The following is a 13,689-nucleotide window of genomic DNA, read 5'->3' on the forward strand; positions in this document are numbered from 1 at the left end:
CTAATTCTCCTCTTTCAATTCAACGATCTGTCCCATTCCTTTTCTGGTTGGGGCATCGATAACAACACCATTAGCGAAAATTTCGTTGCTCAAACGAAAATCGCCAAGACGTTCGGATTCCAACAAATCGGTCTTCGTCATTAAAAAGACCGAAATATCATCATCAAAAAAATTACCCGCAAAAGGAGCCTGAGACCAATTCTTTAGTTTTCCAAGACTGGTAAAAATCGAAATCCATTTGGTTTGGTTGCTACTGTTATGAAGTGCGATATAGGAATGATGAGGTTTTTTCTCATCATCCAAAAAAAATCTGCCCGGAACAATGAATTTTATTTGTTCGGCAACTTCTCCTTCAATCGGATCATCTTCGTTTATTTGGTATTTCTTCAGTAATTGCTCATTTTTTAAACTTTGATCAAGTATTTTAATGCGCTCGACAACGACATTTTTGAATTCTTCAACCGTCAGATTGAAATCAATTTGTGAACGATCAATGATGATACCATCCAACTTTTCTTTAACAGCAACCTTGACAGCTTGATCAAGACGAACTTCTTCGACAATTGGGAAACTTAAGTCAAAATCGTCTTTCAAAACACGGTGAGCTAGTTTATTGCTCGTAAAAACCAAAAGATAGTTTTTATTGCTAACTGTTTTATAACGAAAATTAGTTTCATAAAAAAATTGGCCAAAAAGCGCAGCTGATAATAAATTTTGTCCAGCAAACCAATCATGTTTTGGATCTGAATTTTGATAGGCCTTTAAAAGATCAGCAGTTTTTTCAAAATTGTAATGAATTTTACTTGTTTCCAATTCAAGCCTCCTTTTTAATTTTTTTAGCTAATTTCTTTGTATAAATACCCTTCTCTCCAATGTACTTTTCCCTAAGTTTTGAATCCTTGAGTAAAGGAAAACCCAATTTCGCGCGAGCAGTAATAAATTCTCGAGCAATTGCTCTTGCCATACTTCTTATTCTATGCATATAACCCGCTCTTTCGGTGACAGAAACAGCTCCTCTAGCGTCGAGTAAATTAAAAATATGACTTAATTTTAAAATATAATCATACGCCGGATGAACCAAACCCAACTTAGTTAACCTTTTCGCTTCAGCTTCATACTGATCAAAATTTTCAAGCAACATCTTTTCGTCTGATTGATCAAAGGAGTATACAGAGTGTTCATACTCCGGTTCTTTGAAAATATCGCCATACATGACGCCATTTCCCCATTCAAGATCATAAACAGACAAAACGTCTTGGATATAAGAAGCCAAACGTTCAAGACCGTAAGTAATTTCTGCAGTTACCGAATCCACCTCTATTGATCCGACCTGTTGAAAATATGTAAATTGAGTAACTTCCATTCCGTCAAGCCAAACTTCCCAACCGATTCCAGCTGCCCCCATTGATGGATTTTCCCAATTATCCTCAACGAAACGAATATCATGTTCAGAAGCTTTTAATCCTAGCCTAGTTAAACTGCCAAGATATAATTCCTGGATATTTTCTGGAGACGGTTTCATGACTACCTGAAATTGATGGTGCTGAAATAGACGATTTGGGTTATGTCCATATCGACCATCAGCCGGACGCCGCGATGGTTGTACATATGCGGCATTCCAAGGTTCAGGGCCATTAGCGCGCAAAAAAGTATAAGGACTTTGAGTACCGGCACCAACTTCATTGTCGTAAGCCTGCATTAAATTAGTGCCTTGTTCGGCCCAATACTCTTGTAAATTTAAAATTATATCCTGCATCGACATTTTTTTTGTCATTAATCTGCTCCCATTCGATATTGATCAACACAAAATTGCGTTTTTCGTTGCAATTAAAGACAAAAAAGCCCTAACAGCAACAATGCCATCAGGACGCTTTACACGCGGTTCCACCTGATTTCCGCAAATCATTTAATAATTTGCGACACTTTATAATCGAACAGATTTACTCAACAATCGCCACAAAGTCTCAGCATAAATCTGTATATACAGAAATACTACTATTTTGTACCAATTAAAACAATAAAATTTTCAGCTAATATTAATTGTTTTATTAATAATTTCATTCAGAAGACTCTGATTTTAAATCATCAATATATATTTTCTTAATGAAATTGGATTTAAGAACAGTATCTTTCTTTATTTTTTATCAAACTAGATAAGATTTAATAATTTCTGTATAAATTTTAGCTGCCTGCAAATATGTTTCAACTTTTAAATGCTCATTTACGGCATGAGCACAATCATCAGATTCCGGTCCAAAAATTAAAATTGGAAATTCGCTTTCCCCTTTGATAAACTCTGAGGCCTCATTTGTGCCTGTTCCAGCAACTAAGTCGCCATTAAAACCGCTGACTTCTTTGATCTTTGCCTGGGCCAACTTCGTAAAATCACTAACTGGTTGGACCGGCAAAGGTAATTCAGGAAAAACAATTTCCAATTTTAGTTCGGCTTCCTCGCTCTCGTTTAATTCAGCAATAATTGATTCCAGTTTACTAATCACTTGATCATTCGGTGTCTCGGGAATTGTTCTCATATTGCCACCCAACTCGGCTTTATCAGGAATTTGATTAAGCTGTTCTCCTCCTTTGATTAGTGTAAAAGCATTCGTAAAATAACCAAGAACCTCGTTTTTCTCGGTAAGGGTATCGAAATATTCATCAAATCGGTCCATAACCTTACGCAAAGCGTTAATTGCATTGATTCCCTTTTCCGGTACTGATGAATGAGCACTTTTGCCGCTTGAATAAACACGGTAATCGATAACGCCTTTATTGGTATATCCAATTTCAAAATTTTTACGCGGTTCTCCCAAAATCATTGCCGTAACATCGTCCAAAGCGCCGCTTTGAGTGACTTGGGTTGCACCAATTTCACTTGTTTCTTCTCCAACAGTGGCAATTAGCTTCAAAGTACCGGCAAAATCGGAACCGTCGGTTACGACATCCAGGGCAGCCGATACCAAGGCAGACAAACCGCCTTTCATATCATCAGCACCCCTTTCGTACAGAATTCCATCATGAATTTCTGCTGAAAAAGGATTATATTTCCAACTTGATGAATCTCCAGCAGAAACAGTATCCTCATGACCGGAAAATGCAAGTACTTTATCGCCCTTGTTCTTTCCATTAATAGTCACAACAACCGATTTTCTATTCTCCTCGGCTTCAATATAGTCGATTTTAACGTTCTCAAATTTTTCAAAAAGACTGCCGATATATTCAGCAACAGAAGCTTCATTAGAATTTTCTGTATCAAACTGAACTATTTTTTGAAAAATTTCAACTTTTTTATTTTCCGTTAAACCCATGTTTTCCTCCGATTGCTTGTCAATCATTTTATCAGTTTGAAGAATCATTCGGATATTTAATCTGCAAAGAATTCATTTGCTCAATAAAAGTCCTCGATCGGGTTTTTAAACCAATTTGCCGATCATAAATTAAGTTGATTACTCGTTGAAGACTACGCTTGACATTCTCGGAAATGTTAATTGAATTAAATTGAGAAATTTTAATCTTGGAAAACATACGTAGATAATAAATAGCTTTCGGATTTGCATGAAGCCGACGATCGTCGAGATGATAATTCTTTTTTGATAAGATGCCGTTATATTGTTCGGAAAAATCAAATTCTCCCTCGGTCTGACCATTAATTGGATCAGAAAACAAATTCGGTTCGACACCAAAAACACTCAACAATTGAATCTCAAAAACATTTGCAATAACTTGTGGATCCAAACCAGCATCAATTTTTTTCAATGCCTGAAAAAACATAAAGTACCATTGATCAATATTGGTATTTTCATCAAAAGCTGCCGCAAGCAGCTCAGCAATATGACTAGCATAGGCATTTAAAATAATATCAAGTGAAATATTCTTAAAAATCGAAGTGGATTCAGAAGAATTTAAATAGCCCAGACCATTTTTCTTTGGATATTTACCAAAAAAATCACCATAAGTGAATAATTGAGTAGCTATTTTAAGCGAACTTTTCGTTTTTTTGCTGCCACGAGCTAAATAAGTATTAATTCCAATTGTTGGACTAATAATTTTAATCAGAGAATCGTTTTCTGAATAATCTCTAACACTGATTACGATTCCGGAAATTTTGTCTACCATCACAAATCTTGTTTTGAATTATAGCCGAGTTCCTGTAAAGCCTGAGGTCTTTCTCGCCAACGCGCCTCAACTTTCACCCAAGTCTCCAAATAAACTCTTTCACCTAAAAGATTTTCTATATCTTTTCTGGCTAATTGGCCGATTCTTTTAATCATATTACCCTGTTTGCCAATAATGATATTTTTCTGAGAAGAGCGTTCAACAACAATCGAGGCTTGAATGTGCAACTTTTCGTTCACGCCGTCCTTTTTCATCGAATCAATCACAACAGCAATTGAATGAGGAACCTCTTGTTCGGTTAACTGCAAAATTTTTTCTCGAATTAATTCTGCCACCAAAAAACGTTCCGGATGATCGGTAATCTGTTCTTTTGAAAAATATTGTGGTCCAGGATGCAATTTTTCAATCACATCATCAACAAGCGCATTGACTTGCTCGCCTGATTTTGCCGAGATCGGATAAACTTCAGACCAATCAAGCGAATCAACTGTATAACTTGAGATTGCTTGAAAAAGATCATTTTTCTTTTTAATAAGATCAATTTTATTTACCAATAAATAGATCGGTGTATTTTTAATTTTTTTCAAACGTTCAATGATGAAATTATCACCACCACCACGTTTTTCTGTCGCATCAACAACAAACCAAACGGCATCAGCTTCATTCAAAGCACCAAAACTAGCTTTTTCCATATATTCATCAAGACTGTTGTAAGGTTTATGAATGCCCGGTGTGTCTAAAAAAACAACCTGTGCTTCTTCAGTCGTATAAATACCAGCAATTTTATTTCTAGTTGTTTGTGCTTTGCTAGAAATAATCGCTACCTTTTGACCAATAATATAATTTAACAAAGTTGATTTGCCAACGTTAGGCCGACCGATAATCGCGACAAAACCAGATTTATATTCGTTATCCAAAATATTCTCCATTAATAATTAAATAAATTATGTATTCCCAACCAGACCCAAAAATAAGGCTGCAAAATAATTGCCAAAATTGTAAATTCTATAAAGACTGCAAAAACAACTCCAGCAGCAGCAACGTCCTTTGCCAACTTCGCTAAATCATCGTAACGATCACCAACCGTTAAATCAACAATTGCCTCGATAATCGTGTTCAAAATCTCTGCAACGATGGCAAAAAAAACACCAACCGTAACCCATAACCAATCAGAACGCGACAAATGAAAGTAAATGCCGACCCAAAGAACCAATAAGGCAATAACAATATGAATGCGGAAGTTTCTTTCTCGACTTATCATGATCCAAATACCGTTAAATGCATTAAAAATTGCAGCAAAAAAGGTCTTGTTGCGCTTATAGGTCTTACGTTTTTGAATGATTGGTTTTTTATTTTGTGAGCCCATATCCTTCTAGTATCTTATCCTGCAATCCAAACATTTCGTCTTCGGCTGCTTGACTTCTAGTATGATCATAACCCAATAAATGCAAAAAACCATGAACAGCTAAATATGCTAACTCTCGATTATAACTATGAAGATACTCTTCAGCTTGAGCATGAGCGTGATCCAAACTTATGAACAAGTCTCCCAGTTCCTCCGCCACACCATCAATATGGATTCGATCGCTTTCCTCAAGCGCAAAAGAAATAACGTCGGTTGCTCGATCCGTATTACGGTATTCCTTATTGATTTGATGAATTTTTTCATCATTGACAAAATTTACCGACATCTCATAATTTTGTTTAAGCTGCATAAAGTCAAAAGCAAAAGCAAGAACCTTTTTCACGAGTTTTGCATCGTCATTATCAAGTTCTTTTTGTTTATCATCCAATACAATAACGTCAAGCATTTTCTTTCGATTCCTTTTTCTGTTCATCGCGTTCATAAGCATCGACAATTAAGCCAACCAGAGGATGTCGAACGACATCATCATGCGTAAACTCCACTATGCCAATCGACTTCACATTTCTTAAAATTCTACGGGCTTGAATCAAGCCAGATTGTTTGAATCCCCGAGGAAGGTCGATTTGAGAAATATCGCCATTGACAAGCATCCTCGAATTAAATCCAAGACGGGTCAAAAACATTTTCATCTGAGCCGGAGTTGTATTTTGAGCCTCGTCCAAAATAATAAAAGCATTGTCCAGCGTGCGTCCTCGCATATAAGCTAAAGGAGCAACCTCGACAATTCCGCGTTCAATTAGACGACCAGACTGTTCAGATCCAATGATTGCATCCATGGCATCATAAATCGGACGGAGATACGGGTCAACTTTTTCTTTCAAATCCCCTGGTAAAAAACCTAGGGACTCGCCGGCTTCAACAGCAGGTCTAGTAATGATAATTTTATCAACATCGCCTTTTTTGAAAGCCGAAATAGCCATAACAACAGCTAAATAAGTTTTACCAGTCCCAGCAGGACCAATTCCAAAAGTAACTTCATTTCTTTTGATTGACTGAATGTATTGTCGTTGCCCAAAATTTTTAACTCTAACCGGCCTATTACGCACATCGTTAATCAAAGTTTCCGAATATAATTCGGAAAAATACTCCAAGGTACCCTTCTTTTGCATATTAATGGCACTTGCGATATCAGAAGGACCAATCAAAATATTTTTTTTAATTAATTTGATTAATTCAAGAAGGACCGATCCGGCTGTTTTGACTTTTTCCTCTTCACCGTCAACAATAATCGAATTAGAACGTTGACTGATCTTTACACCAAGGCCTTCTTCTAAAATCGATAAAAGCTTGTCCTGATTGCCGATAATATTTTGTAATTGTTCTGGTTTTTCTAAAGGAAATTCCCGAGTAATAATTTGGCTCATTAAGCACCTAATTTATCTTTGACAAGCGAGGCCAATTTAGATCCATCGAAACGGCCCTTGGTTCTAGACGACAATTGTCCCATGACTTTTCCCATATCACGCAACCCTGAAGCGTTAACATTTGAAATGGCCTGATCAATCATTTTCGATACCTGTTCTTCGGACAAAGGTTCGGGTAAATAAGTTTTTAAAACTTCAATTTCTTTTTCCGTCATTGTAACCAAGTCATCACGTTTGCCCTTTTTAAAGTCATTAATTGAATCCCTTCGGGATTTAACTTCACTGGCTAATACAGCAACAACTTCTTCGTCCGATAATTCATGGCCAAGTTCGATTTGTTTGTTAGAAATGGATGCTTTAAGCATTCTTAAAACACTAAGTTTCTCTTTATCTTGGGCCTTCATTGCTTTAATAATTGCTGCTTGAATATCACTTGTTAAACTCATATTTCTCCTAGTGTCTATAAAAAAAGGCCTTGCGGCCGCTTAAATTAATGATCATTACGAGCACGCTTACGAGCACGTTTTTGTGCTGCCTCGCTCTTCAACTTACGAGCAACAGAAGGTTTAACGTAGAATTCACGCTTACGAACTTCCTGAAGGGTACCGTCTTTGGCGACGCCACGTTTGAAGCGACGAAGAGCATCATCGAATGATTCGTTATGACGAACAATAATACTTGCCATATAATATCCCTCCTTTCGTGTCCGATTTACTTGCGTATGACCTAATAATTATGACATTATTGATCTTAAATGGCAAATAGGTCCATTTGATTGGCATCAGTCATTCCATCGAGCATATGATTTTGATCCATGAAATCGATCAGCGTTTTATTAACAGAACCACGCTTTGCTAAATCTTCTTTGGAAATGAATTCATGTTCGGCACGGGCGGCAACAATCGCTTTAGCAACGTTATCCCCTAAACCTTGCAAAGCAACGAAAGGCAAAATAATTTGGTTACCATCGATTTTCCAGTCAAAAGCTTCCGACTTATATAGATCGACCATTTTAAATTCAATTCCTCGTTGCCATGCCTCGTTGGCGATTTCATAAATGGCCAGAGTCTTAGACTCTTCTTTATTCAAATCGTTATATCTACTACGATAACTCTTAACCAATGCTTGAACCTTTGTTTTCCCCTGAGTTATTCCAACGGCATCGATTGTTTTATCCTTTGCCCTAACAGAGAAAAAAGCAGCGTAATAAATCGCAGGAAAGTATACTTTGAAGAAAGCAATTCGAAGTGCCGACATCACATAAGCAGCTGCGTGGGCACGCGGAAACATATATTGAATTTTCAGCATCGAATCAATGTACCAATTAGGAACCTTCGGATGAGCTTTAAGAATTTCCATATGTTCGGGAGAAATTCCTTTACCTTTACGGACTTTTTCCATAATCTGAAAAGCATCGGATGATTCCAAACCAAAAGACATTAAATCAGTCATAATTTTGTCACGGGTCCCTATAACTGTACCGATGTTGGCTTGGCCGTTCTTGATTAACTCATCCGCATTTCCATTCCAAACGTTTGTACCATGCGAAAGGCCGGAAATTTGCAGAAGCTCGCCAAAATTATGTGGTTTGGTTTGTTCAAGCATGCCACGAACAAAGTTGGTTCCGAATTCAGGAATTCCAAGAGTACCGGTGTTGGACATAATTTCATCTTCGGTAACATGCAAAGCTTTTGTCGAAGTAAATAAGGACAGAACTCCCGGGTCGTTAACCGGAACTGTTTTTGGATCAATTCCAGACATATCCTGTAAAGCTCGGAGAAGGGTCGGATCATCATGGCCGAGAATATCCATTTTCAAAACATTATCATGAATCGAATGGTAATCAAGATGGGTTGTCTTCCAATTGGACTTTGTATCATCGGCTGGAAATTGAATCGGCGTAAAATCATAAACATCATGATCCGAAGGAATGATAATAATTCCTCCAGCGTGCTGACCGGTAGTCCGTTTTACACCGGTGATGCCATTGGATAGACGATCCTCTTCTGCCTTTCGATAGTGAACGTCGTTTGCCTCTTCGTAATTTTTGACCATTCCATAGGCTGTTTTTTCCGCAACTGTACCAATTGTGCCAGCACGAAAAACGTTATTTTCGCCAAACATGACTTTAGTGTAATTATGGGCAATTGGTTGATAATCACCAGAAAAGTTTAAATCGATATCAGGAACTTTATCACCCTTAAAACCCAAGAAAGTTTCAAAAGGAATGTTCTGACCGTCACCAATTAAAATTGTTCCATCAACCGGATTTCGTTTTTCCGGCAAATCAAAGCCGGAAGAAACATTAGCATCTTCAACAAATTCAGTATAGTTGCCATTTACAGAGCGGTAATGCGGTGGCAAGGGGTTGACTTCGGTAATGCCCATCATTGTTGCAACCAATGAAGATCCAACTGAACCTCGAGAACCAACTATATATCCATCTTTATTGGATTTATCAACCAAGCGTTGACTAATAACATAAATAACCGCGTAGCCGTTGCCAATAATCGCATTTAATTCCCTATCCAAACGTTTTTGAATTAAATCAGGAAGTGGATTCCCATACATTTCTTTAGCGCGCGCATAAGCTTTTTTTCTTAAAATATCTTCGGAACCTTCAATTTTCGGTGTTGATAACCCTTTTTTCAAAGGCTGAACATCATCGATCATTTGATTGATTTTGTGGGAATTTTCCACAACAATTTCATAAGCTTTTTCCTTTCCAAGAAAAGCGAATTCATCAAGCAAATGTTGGGTTTTTTTCATTGAAAGATCTGCTAAAGTGTAACGGGTTTCACCAGCAGCAGCTGACCGGGCGATTTTAGAATTGAGCAGAATCGTTCGATAAATTCTATCTTTTTCCGTAAGATAGTGAACGTCACCTGTAACAACAAGTGGCAGCTCTAAAATATCAGCAAGTTTAACGTACTGCTTAATTAATTTTTCGAGTGTTGCTCGGTCTTTAATAAAACCAGATTCGATTCTTGGCTGATAATTTTCTAAAGGCTGAACCTCGATATAATCATAATTTATGCTGTCAGCCAATTCGATTGCTTTATCAATTCCCTCTCGAGCCAAAGTATCGAATAAATTACCGCCAATATCTCCCGAACCAACCAATAAACCGTTACGGTACTTAGTTAAAAGGCTTTTGGGAACACGAGAAACGCGGTAATGATAATTAATATTCGATTCGGAAACCAATTTATAGAGATTTTTCAAACCAGTCTGGTTCTTAACTAAGATGGATAAATGCGTTGGCCTGGTCTGCCTCCAGCTTTCATGATCATCAGTATGTTCATTTAACTGTTCATCATAAACAACACCATAATTTTCTTCCGCTTCTTTCAAGAAAATATGTAAAAGCATTCCGGTAGCAGTTGAATCATCGATTGCGCGGTGATGATGTTCAAGATTAACACTAAATTTTTTTGATAGAAAATCAAGAGTGTAACGCCCGAAATTCGGATAAAGCCAACGGGCTAAATTTAATGTATCTATTACCAAAGTATTGATCTTGGGCAACTTATGGACTGCCAAAGCATGGTTCACAAAACCATAATCGAATTTAATAACATTATGACCGGCTAAAATTGTCCCAGCATAAAACTGCTGGAACATTTTTAAAACTTCAGCTTCTGGTTTGCTGTTTTTAACAAGATCATCAGTAATACCGGTTAAATTAATCGTTTGTTCCGACAAAGGAAAACCAGGATTAATAAATTGATCAAAAGTATCCAAAACGACGCCGTTTTTCATTTTTACGGCTGATAGTTGAATTATTTTATCATTAACAGCCGATAAGCCAGTTGTTTCGATATCGAAAATCGTATACTGACAATCTTTTAAGATTTCACGATTGGTATTAATGGCAATCGCTTCACCATCTTCAACGTAATTGGCTTCCAATCCATAAATGGCTTTCACGCCAGTTTTTTTTGCGGATGCTGAAGCTTCAGGAAAAGCCTGTACATCAGCATTATCGGTAATTGCCAAAGCATCCTGATTCCATTCTGCTGCTTGAGCAAAAAGTTCACTAGCGGAATTAACAGCATTCAAGGTCGTCATCGTCGTGTGGGCGTGTAACTCTATTCGGTGTTTCTGATTTTCATCAATGGGATCGGAGTCGCTTTCCTTCTCAATTGTCTGCATATCATTAATATTCAGCGAGAGTTCACCGCCCATGTAGTCATCAACAGCGACACGACCTCTGATTTTCACCCAAAGATTACTCGGAATATTTTTTAGGGTTTCATTATCTTTTTTACTTCTGGAAAATACTTTAGCGGAAATAGAATTTGTGTAATCAGTTATTTCAACCGTTAAAATTGCACCACCACGCTTGGTTTCACGGTAATCAGACTTAAATAAATAGCCCTCAACAACAACATTGTCTCCATCGTTGACTTCATCCAAGGGCAACAATTTCGTTGAGTCGGGAATTGGATTGCCCAATAAAATGTTTGTATGGTACTCGGGTTCGGCTGCCTGAGCGACTTCGGTAGCTGATTCATGAATTTCGGCTGCCTGAGAATTTTCAAACTGTTCTTGAATTTCAGCCTGTTTTTCGCTGTCAATCGTAAAAACGAAGGGTATTCCAATACCCAAGGATAAATATGCTTGGGCGATTAAATCTTTAATATTTGAAAAATAGTCAATTCCAGCCTGAGTCATCAATAATGCTTCGACTCTTTCGCCTGTGTTAACAAAGTTAATCCCTCTTGAAATTTCATTAGTATAGGGAGTACTGTGGTCAATCAAAGCTAAAACCAAATGCCAATATTCATTCAGTTCGTTAACTCCAGATTTTTGCGAGACTCTAAAAATAAGATCACAATTGATATTTTCTTTGGAAAAAGTATTTTTAGTATCTAAAATTAGACGCGCTAGTAAAGTAGAATCCAAAAAACGATCGGTAGAAAACTCAAAGATCCACTTGCGGTCTTCAGGTATAACTTCCACATCATCTAAAGAAATTCCTGCTAGCTGATTTATAAAAGTGTCGTCCCCGTGACCGATCTGCGTCAAGAGTATTTGTAATTTAGAATAATTTTCAGACATTAATTCTATTTTAATTCATTCAACTTATCTTTTAAGAAAGCAATGAGATTATCTGTCGAAACATCATTTGTACTTTCTTGGCCTCTAGCCTTAACTTCGACAATCTGCTGATCAGCTTGTCTTCCAACAACTACTCGAATCGGAATCCCGATTAAATCGGAATCAGCAAATTTAACTCCCGGTCGTTCTTTTCTGTCGTCTACTAGAACTTCAAAACCGGCTTCCTGCAGGTTCTTATCAATTTGCTTAGCCAAATTTACTTGACTTTCATTTTTCGTATTCATTGTTATTAGATGGACATTAAAAGGAGCTACCGCCTTAGGCCAAATAAAACCTTTAGGGTCATTTGACTGTTCGGCAATCGCAGATAGCAAACGCGAAATGCCAATTCCATAACATCCCATGATAATATCGCTTAGCTTACCTTTTTCATTTTGAATCTGTCCACCCATTTTGCTTGTATAAAAGGTTCCGAGCTTAAAAATATGGCCGATTTCGATTCCCTTTGTAAAAACAAGTTTGCCTTTACCATCAGGAGAAATCGAACCTTCTTTAGCAGTTAAGAAGTCCCCTGTTTCAAAATCTTTTAAATCTCGATCAAGATTAAAGTTCGCATAGTGCTGACCGTCATGATTCGATCCAACGAACCAATTGGCCTCATTTTGAATAGTTCTATCAACTAAAATTCGAATATCCTTATTTTTAAGACCAACGGGGCCAAGTGAACCAAAATGAGCTCCAAAGATTTTAAATACTTCTTGCTCCTCAGCTTCCGATAAATGTTTGGCATCCAGAAAATTTTTGACTTTTATTTCATTGACATCATAATCTCCCGGTATTATAACAGCGACTAATTCGTCATCAGCCTCAAAAACAATACATTTAGCAATCTTATGCGTTGGAACATGCAGATAATCTGCATCATCTGCCACTGTTTTTGCATTCGGAGTGTCAACTAAAACGAGTGCCTTTTTATCTTCATCCGGAATTTTTTTCTCAAAAAATTCTTCGGCCATCTCTATGTTGGCAGCATATTTCCCGGAATTCGAATATGCAATGATGTCTTCTCCGGTTGCTGCAATTGCTTGGAACTCAGCAGAATCCTTTCCACCCATTGATCCTGAATCGGCAATGATTTCACGATAATCCAAACCCACGCGATCAAAAATTCTCTTATAAGCAGATTCAATTAGATCATAAGCATCGTCCAAACCTTTTTGATCCGAAGAAAATGAATATGCGTCCTTCATAATGAACTCCCGTCCACGAAGCAAACCATTCTTTGGACGCAATTCATCACGAAACTTCTGTTGAATTTGATATAGAATCAAAGGTAATTTTTTGTAGGACTTAATTTCATCAGATATTATTTTCGTAAAAGTCTCCTCATGGGTCGGTGCCATGATAAATTCACGATCATGCCTATCTTTTAGTTGATACATTTGGGGACCATAAGTATAAAAACGCCCAGACTCTTTCCATAATTCGGCAGGAATCATTTCGGGCATCAACATTTCGTTAGCATCGATTCGACTCATTTCTTCTCTGATAATCGATTCTATTTTATTGATAATTCGATTAGCCAGTGGAAGATACGCATATATTCCGCCAGCAACCTGCCGAATAAAACCAGCCCTCAGCATAAAAATATGACTTTTAACTTGAGCTTCAGCCGGAACTTCTTTTTCAGTTGGAATAAAAATTTTTGATTGTTTCATTTCC

At 37.3% G+C, this 13,689-nt stretch carries 12 protein-coding genes; all 12 read right to left on the reverse strand.

What is annotated here, in order from left to right; translation table 11 throughout:
• The gene (locus J3U91_RS05415) at positions 1-813 is read right to left on the reverse strand and encodes a hypothetical protein (protein WP_002817119.1); all 813 of its coding nucleotides are present in this window, start codon (positions 811-813) and stop codon (positions 1-3) included.
• Between the two features lies 1 nt (position 814).
• Positions 815-1,774, reverse strand: a complete 960-nt coding sequence (gene glyQ, locus J3U91_RS05420) for a glycine--tRNA ligase subunit alpha (RefSeq protein ID WP_002820475.1) — start codon at positions 1,772-1,774, stop codon at positions 815-817.
• 370 nt (positions 1,775-2,144) lie between these two features.
• Positions 2,145-3,353, reverse strand: coding sequence for an ArgE/DapE family deacylase (locus J3U91_RS05425; protein WP_002826722.1), 1,209 nt, complete (start codon positions 3,351-3,353; stop codon positions 2,145-2,147).
• Positions 3,337-4,113: a DNA repair protein RecO gene (gene recO, locus J3U91_RS05430; RefSeq protein WP_002820477.1), complete on the reverse strand. Its 777-nt coding sequence runs from the start codon at positions 4,111-4,113 to the stop codon at positions 3,337-3,339. The genes J3U91_RS05425 and recO overlap by 17 nt, the downstream gene beginning before the upstream one ends.
• Entirely contained in the window at positions 4,113-5,033 is a 921-nt protein-coding gene (era, locus tag J3U91_RS05435) for a GTPase Era (RefSeq protein WP_032805057.1), read from the reverse strand. Before era ends, recO begins: the two co-directional genes overlap by 1 nt.
• 8 nt (positions 5,034-5,041) lie before the next feature.
• Positions 5,042-5,479 (reverse strand): diacylglycerol kinase family protein, encoded by a 438-nt coding sequence (locus J3U91_RS05440; protein WP_002820479.1) that lies wholly within the window; start codon positions 5,477-5,479, stop codon positions 5,042-5,044.
• The gene (ybeY, locus tag J3U91_RS05445; RefSeq protein WP_002820480.1) at positions 5,463-5,924 is read right to left on the reverse strand and encodes an rRNA maturation RNase YbeY; all 462 of its coding nucleotides are present in this window, start codon (positions 5,922-5,924) and stop codon (positions 5,463-5,465) included. Before ybeY ends, J3U91_RS05440 begins: the two co-directional genes overlap by 17 nt.
• Positions 5,917-6,903, reverse strand: coding sequence for a PhoH family protein (locus J3U91_RS05450; protein WP_002820481.1), 987 nt, complete (start codon positions 6,901-6,903; stop codon positions 5,917-5,919). The genes ybeY and J3U91_RS05450 overlap by 8 nt, the downstream gene beginning before the upstream one ends.
• Entirely contained in the window at positions 6,903-7,349 is a 447-nt protein-coding gene (locus tag J3U91_RS05455) for a GatB/YqeY domain-containing protein (RefSeq protein ID WP_002817110.1), read from the reverse strand. The genes J3U91_RS05450 and J3U91_RS05455 overlap by 1 nt, the downstream gene beginning before the upstream one ends.
• A gap of 44 nt (positions 7,350-7,393) precedes the next feature.
• Positions 7,394-7,588 carry a 30S ribosomal protein S21 gene (gene rpsU, locus J3U91_RS05460; protein ID WP_002817109.1) on the reverse strand — a complete coding sequence of 65 codons (195 nt, stop codon included), beginning with the start codon at positions 7,586-7,588 and terminating at the stop codon, positions 7,394-7,396.
• Between the two features lie 65 nt (positions 7,589-7,653).
• The gene (locus J3U91_RS05465; protein ID WP_002817108.1) at positions 7,654-11,967 is read right to left on the reverse strand and encodes a PolC-type DNA polymerase III; all 4,314 of its coding nucleotides are present in this window, start codon (positions 11,965-11,967) and stop codon (positions 7,654-7,656) included.
• A gap of 5 nt (positions 11,968-11,972) precedes the next feature.
• Positions 11,973-13,685 carry a proline--tRNA ligase gene (locus tag J3U91_RS05470; protein WP_002820482.1) on the reverse strand — a complete coding sequence of 571 codons (1,713 nt, stop codon included), beginning with the start codon at positions 13,683-13,685 and terminating at the stop codon, positions 11,973-11,975.
• Positions 13,686-13,689: the final 4 nt, after the last annotated feature.

This window comes from Oenococcus oeni (assembly GCF_020510245.1).
Lineage (GTDB): Bacteria > Bacillota > Bacilli > Lactobacillales > Lactobacillaceae > Oenococcus > Oenococcus oeni.

Bases quoted from the DNA above. Each gene is read 5' to 3' on its own strand.
- J3U91_RS05450 (WP_002820481.1), bottom strand. From the start codon at position 6,903: ATGAGCCAAATTATTACTCGGGAATTTCCTTTAGAAAAACCAGAACAA.
- J3U91_RS05440 (WP_002820479.1), bottom strand. From the start codon at position 5,479: ATGGGCTCACAAAATAAAAAACCAATCATTCAAAAACGTAAGACCTAT.
- J3U91_RS05425 (WP_002826722.1), bottom strand. From the start codon at position 3,353: ATGATTCTTCAAACTGATAAAATGATTGACAAGCAATCGGAGGAAAAC.
- glyQ (WP_002820475.1), bottom strand. From the start codon at position 1,774: ATGACAAAAAAAATGTCGATGCAGGATATAATTTTAAATTTACAAGAG.
- ybeY (WP_002820480.1), bottom strand. From the start codon at position 5,924: ATGCTTGACGTTATTGTATTGGATGATAAACAAAAAGAACTTGATAAT.
- rpsU (WP_002817109.1), bottom strand. From the start codon at position 7,588: ATGGCAAGTATTATTGTTCGTCATAACGAATCATTCGATGATGCTCTT.
- recO (WP_002820477.1), bottom strand. From the start codon at position 4,113: ATGGTAGACAAAATTTCCGGAATCGTAATCAGTGTTAGAGATTATTCA.
- J3U91_RS05470 (WP_002820482.1), bottom strand. From the start codon at position 13,685: ATGAAACAATCAAAAATTTTTATTCCAACTGAAAAAGAAGTTCCGGCT.
- J3U91_RS05455 (WP_002817110.1), bottom strand. From the start codon at position 7,349: ATGAGTTTAACAAGTGATATTCAAGCAGCAATTATTAAAGCAATGAAG.
- J3U91_RS05465 (WP_002817108.1), bottom strand. From the start codon at position 11,967: ATGTCTGAAAATTATTCTAAATTACAAATACTCTTGACGCAGATCGGT.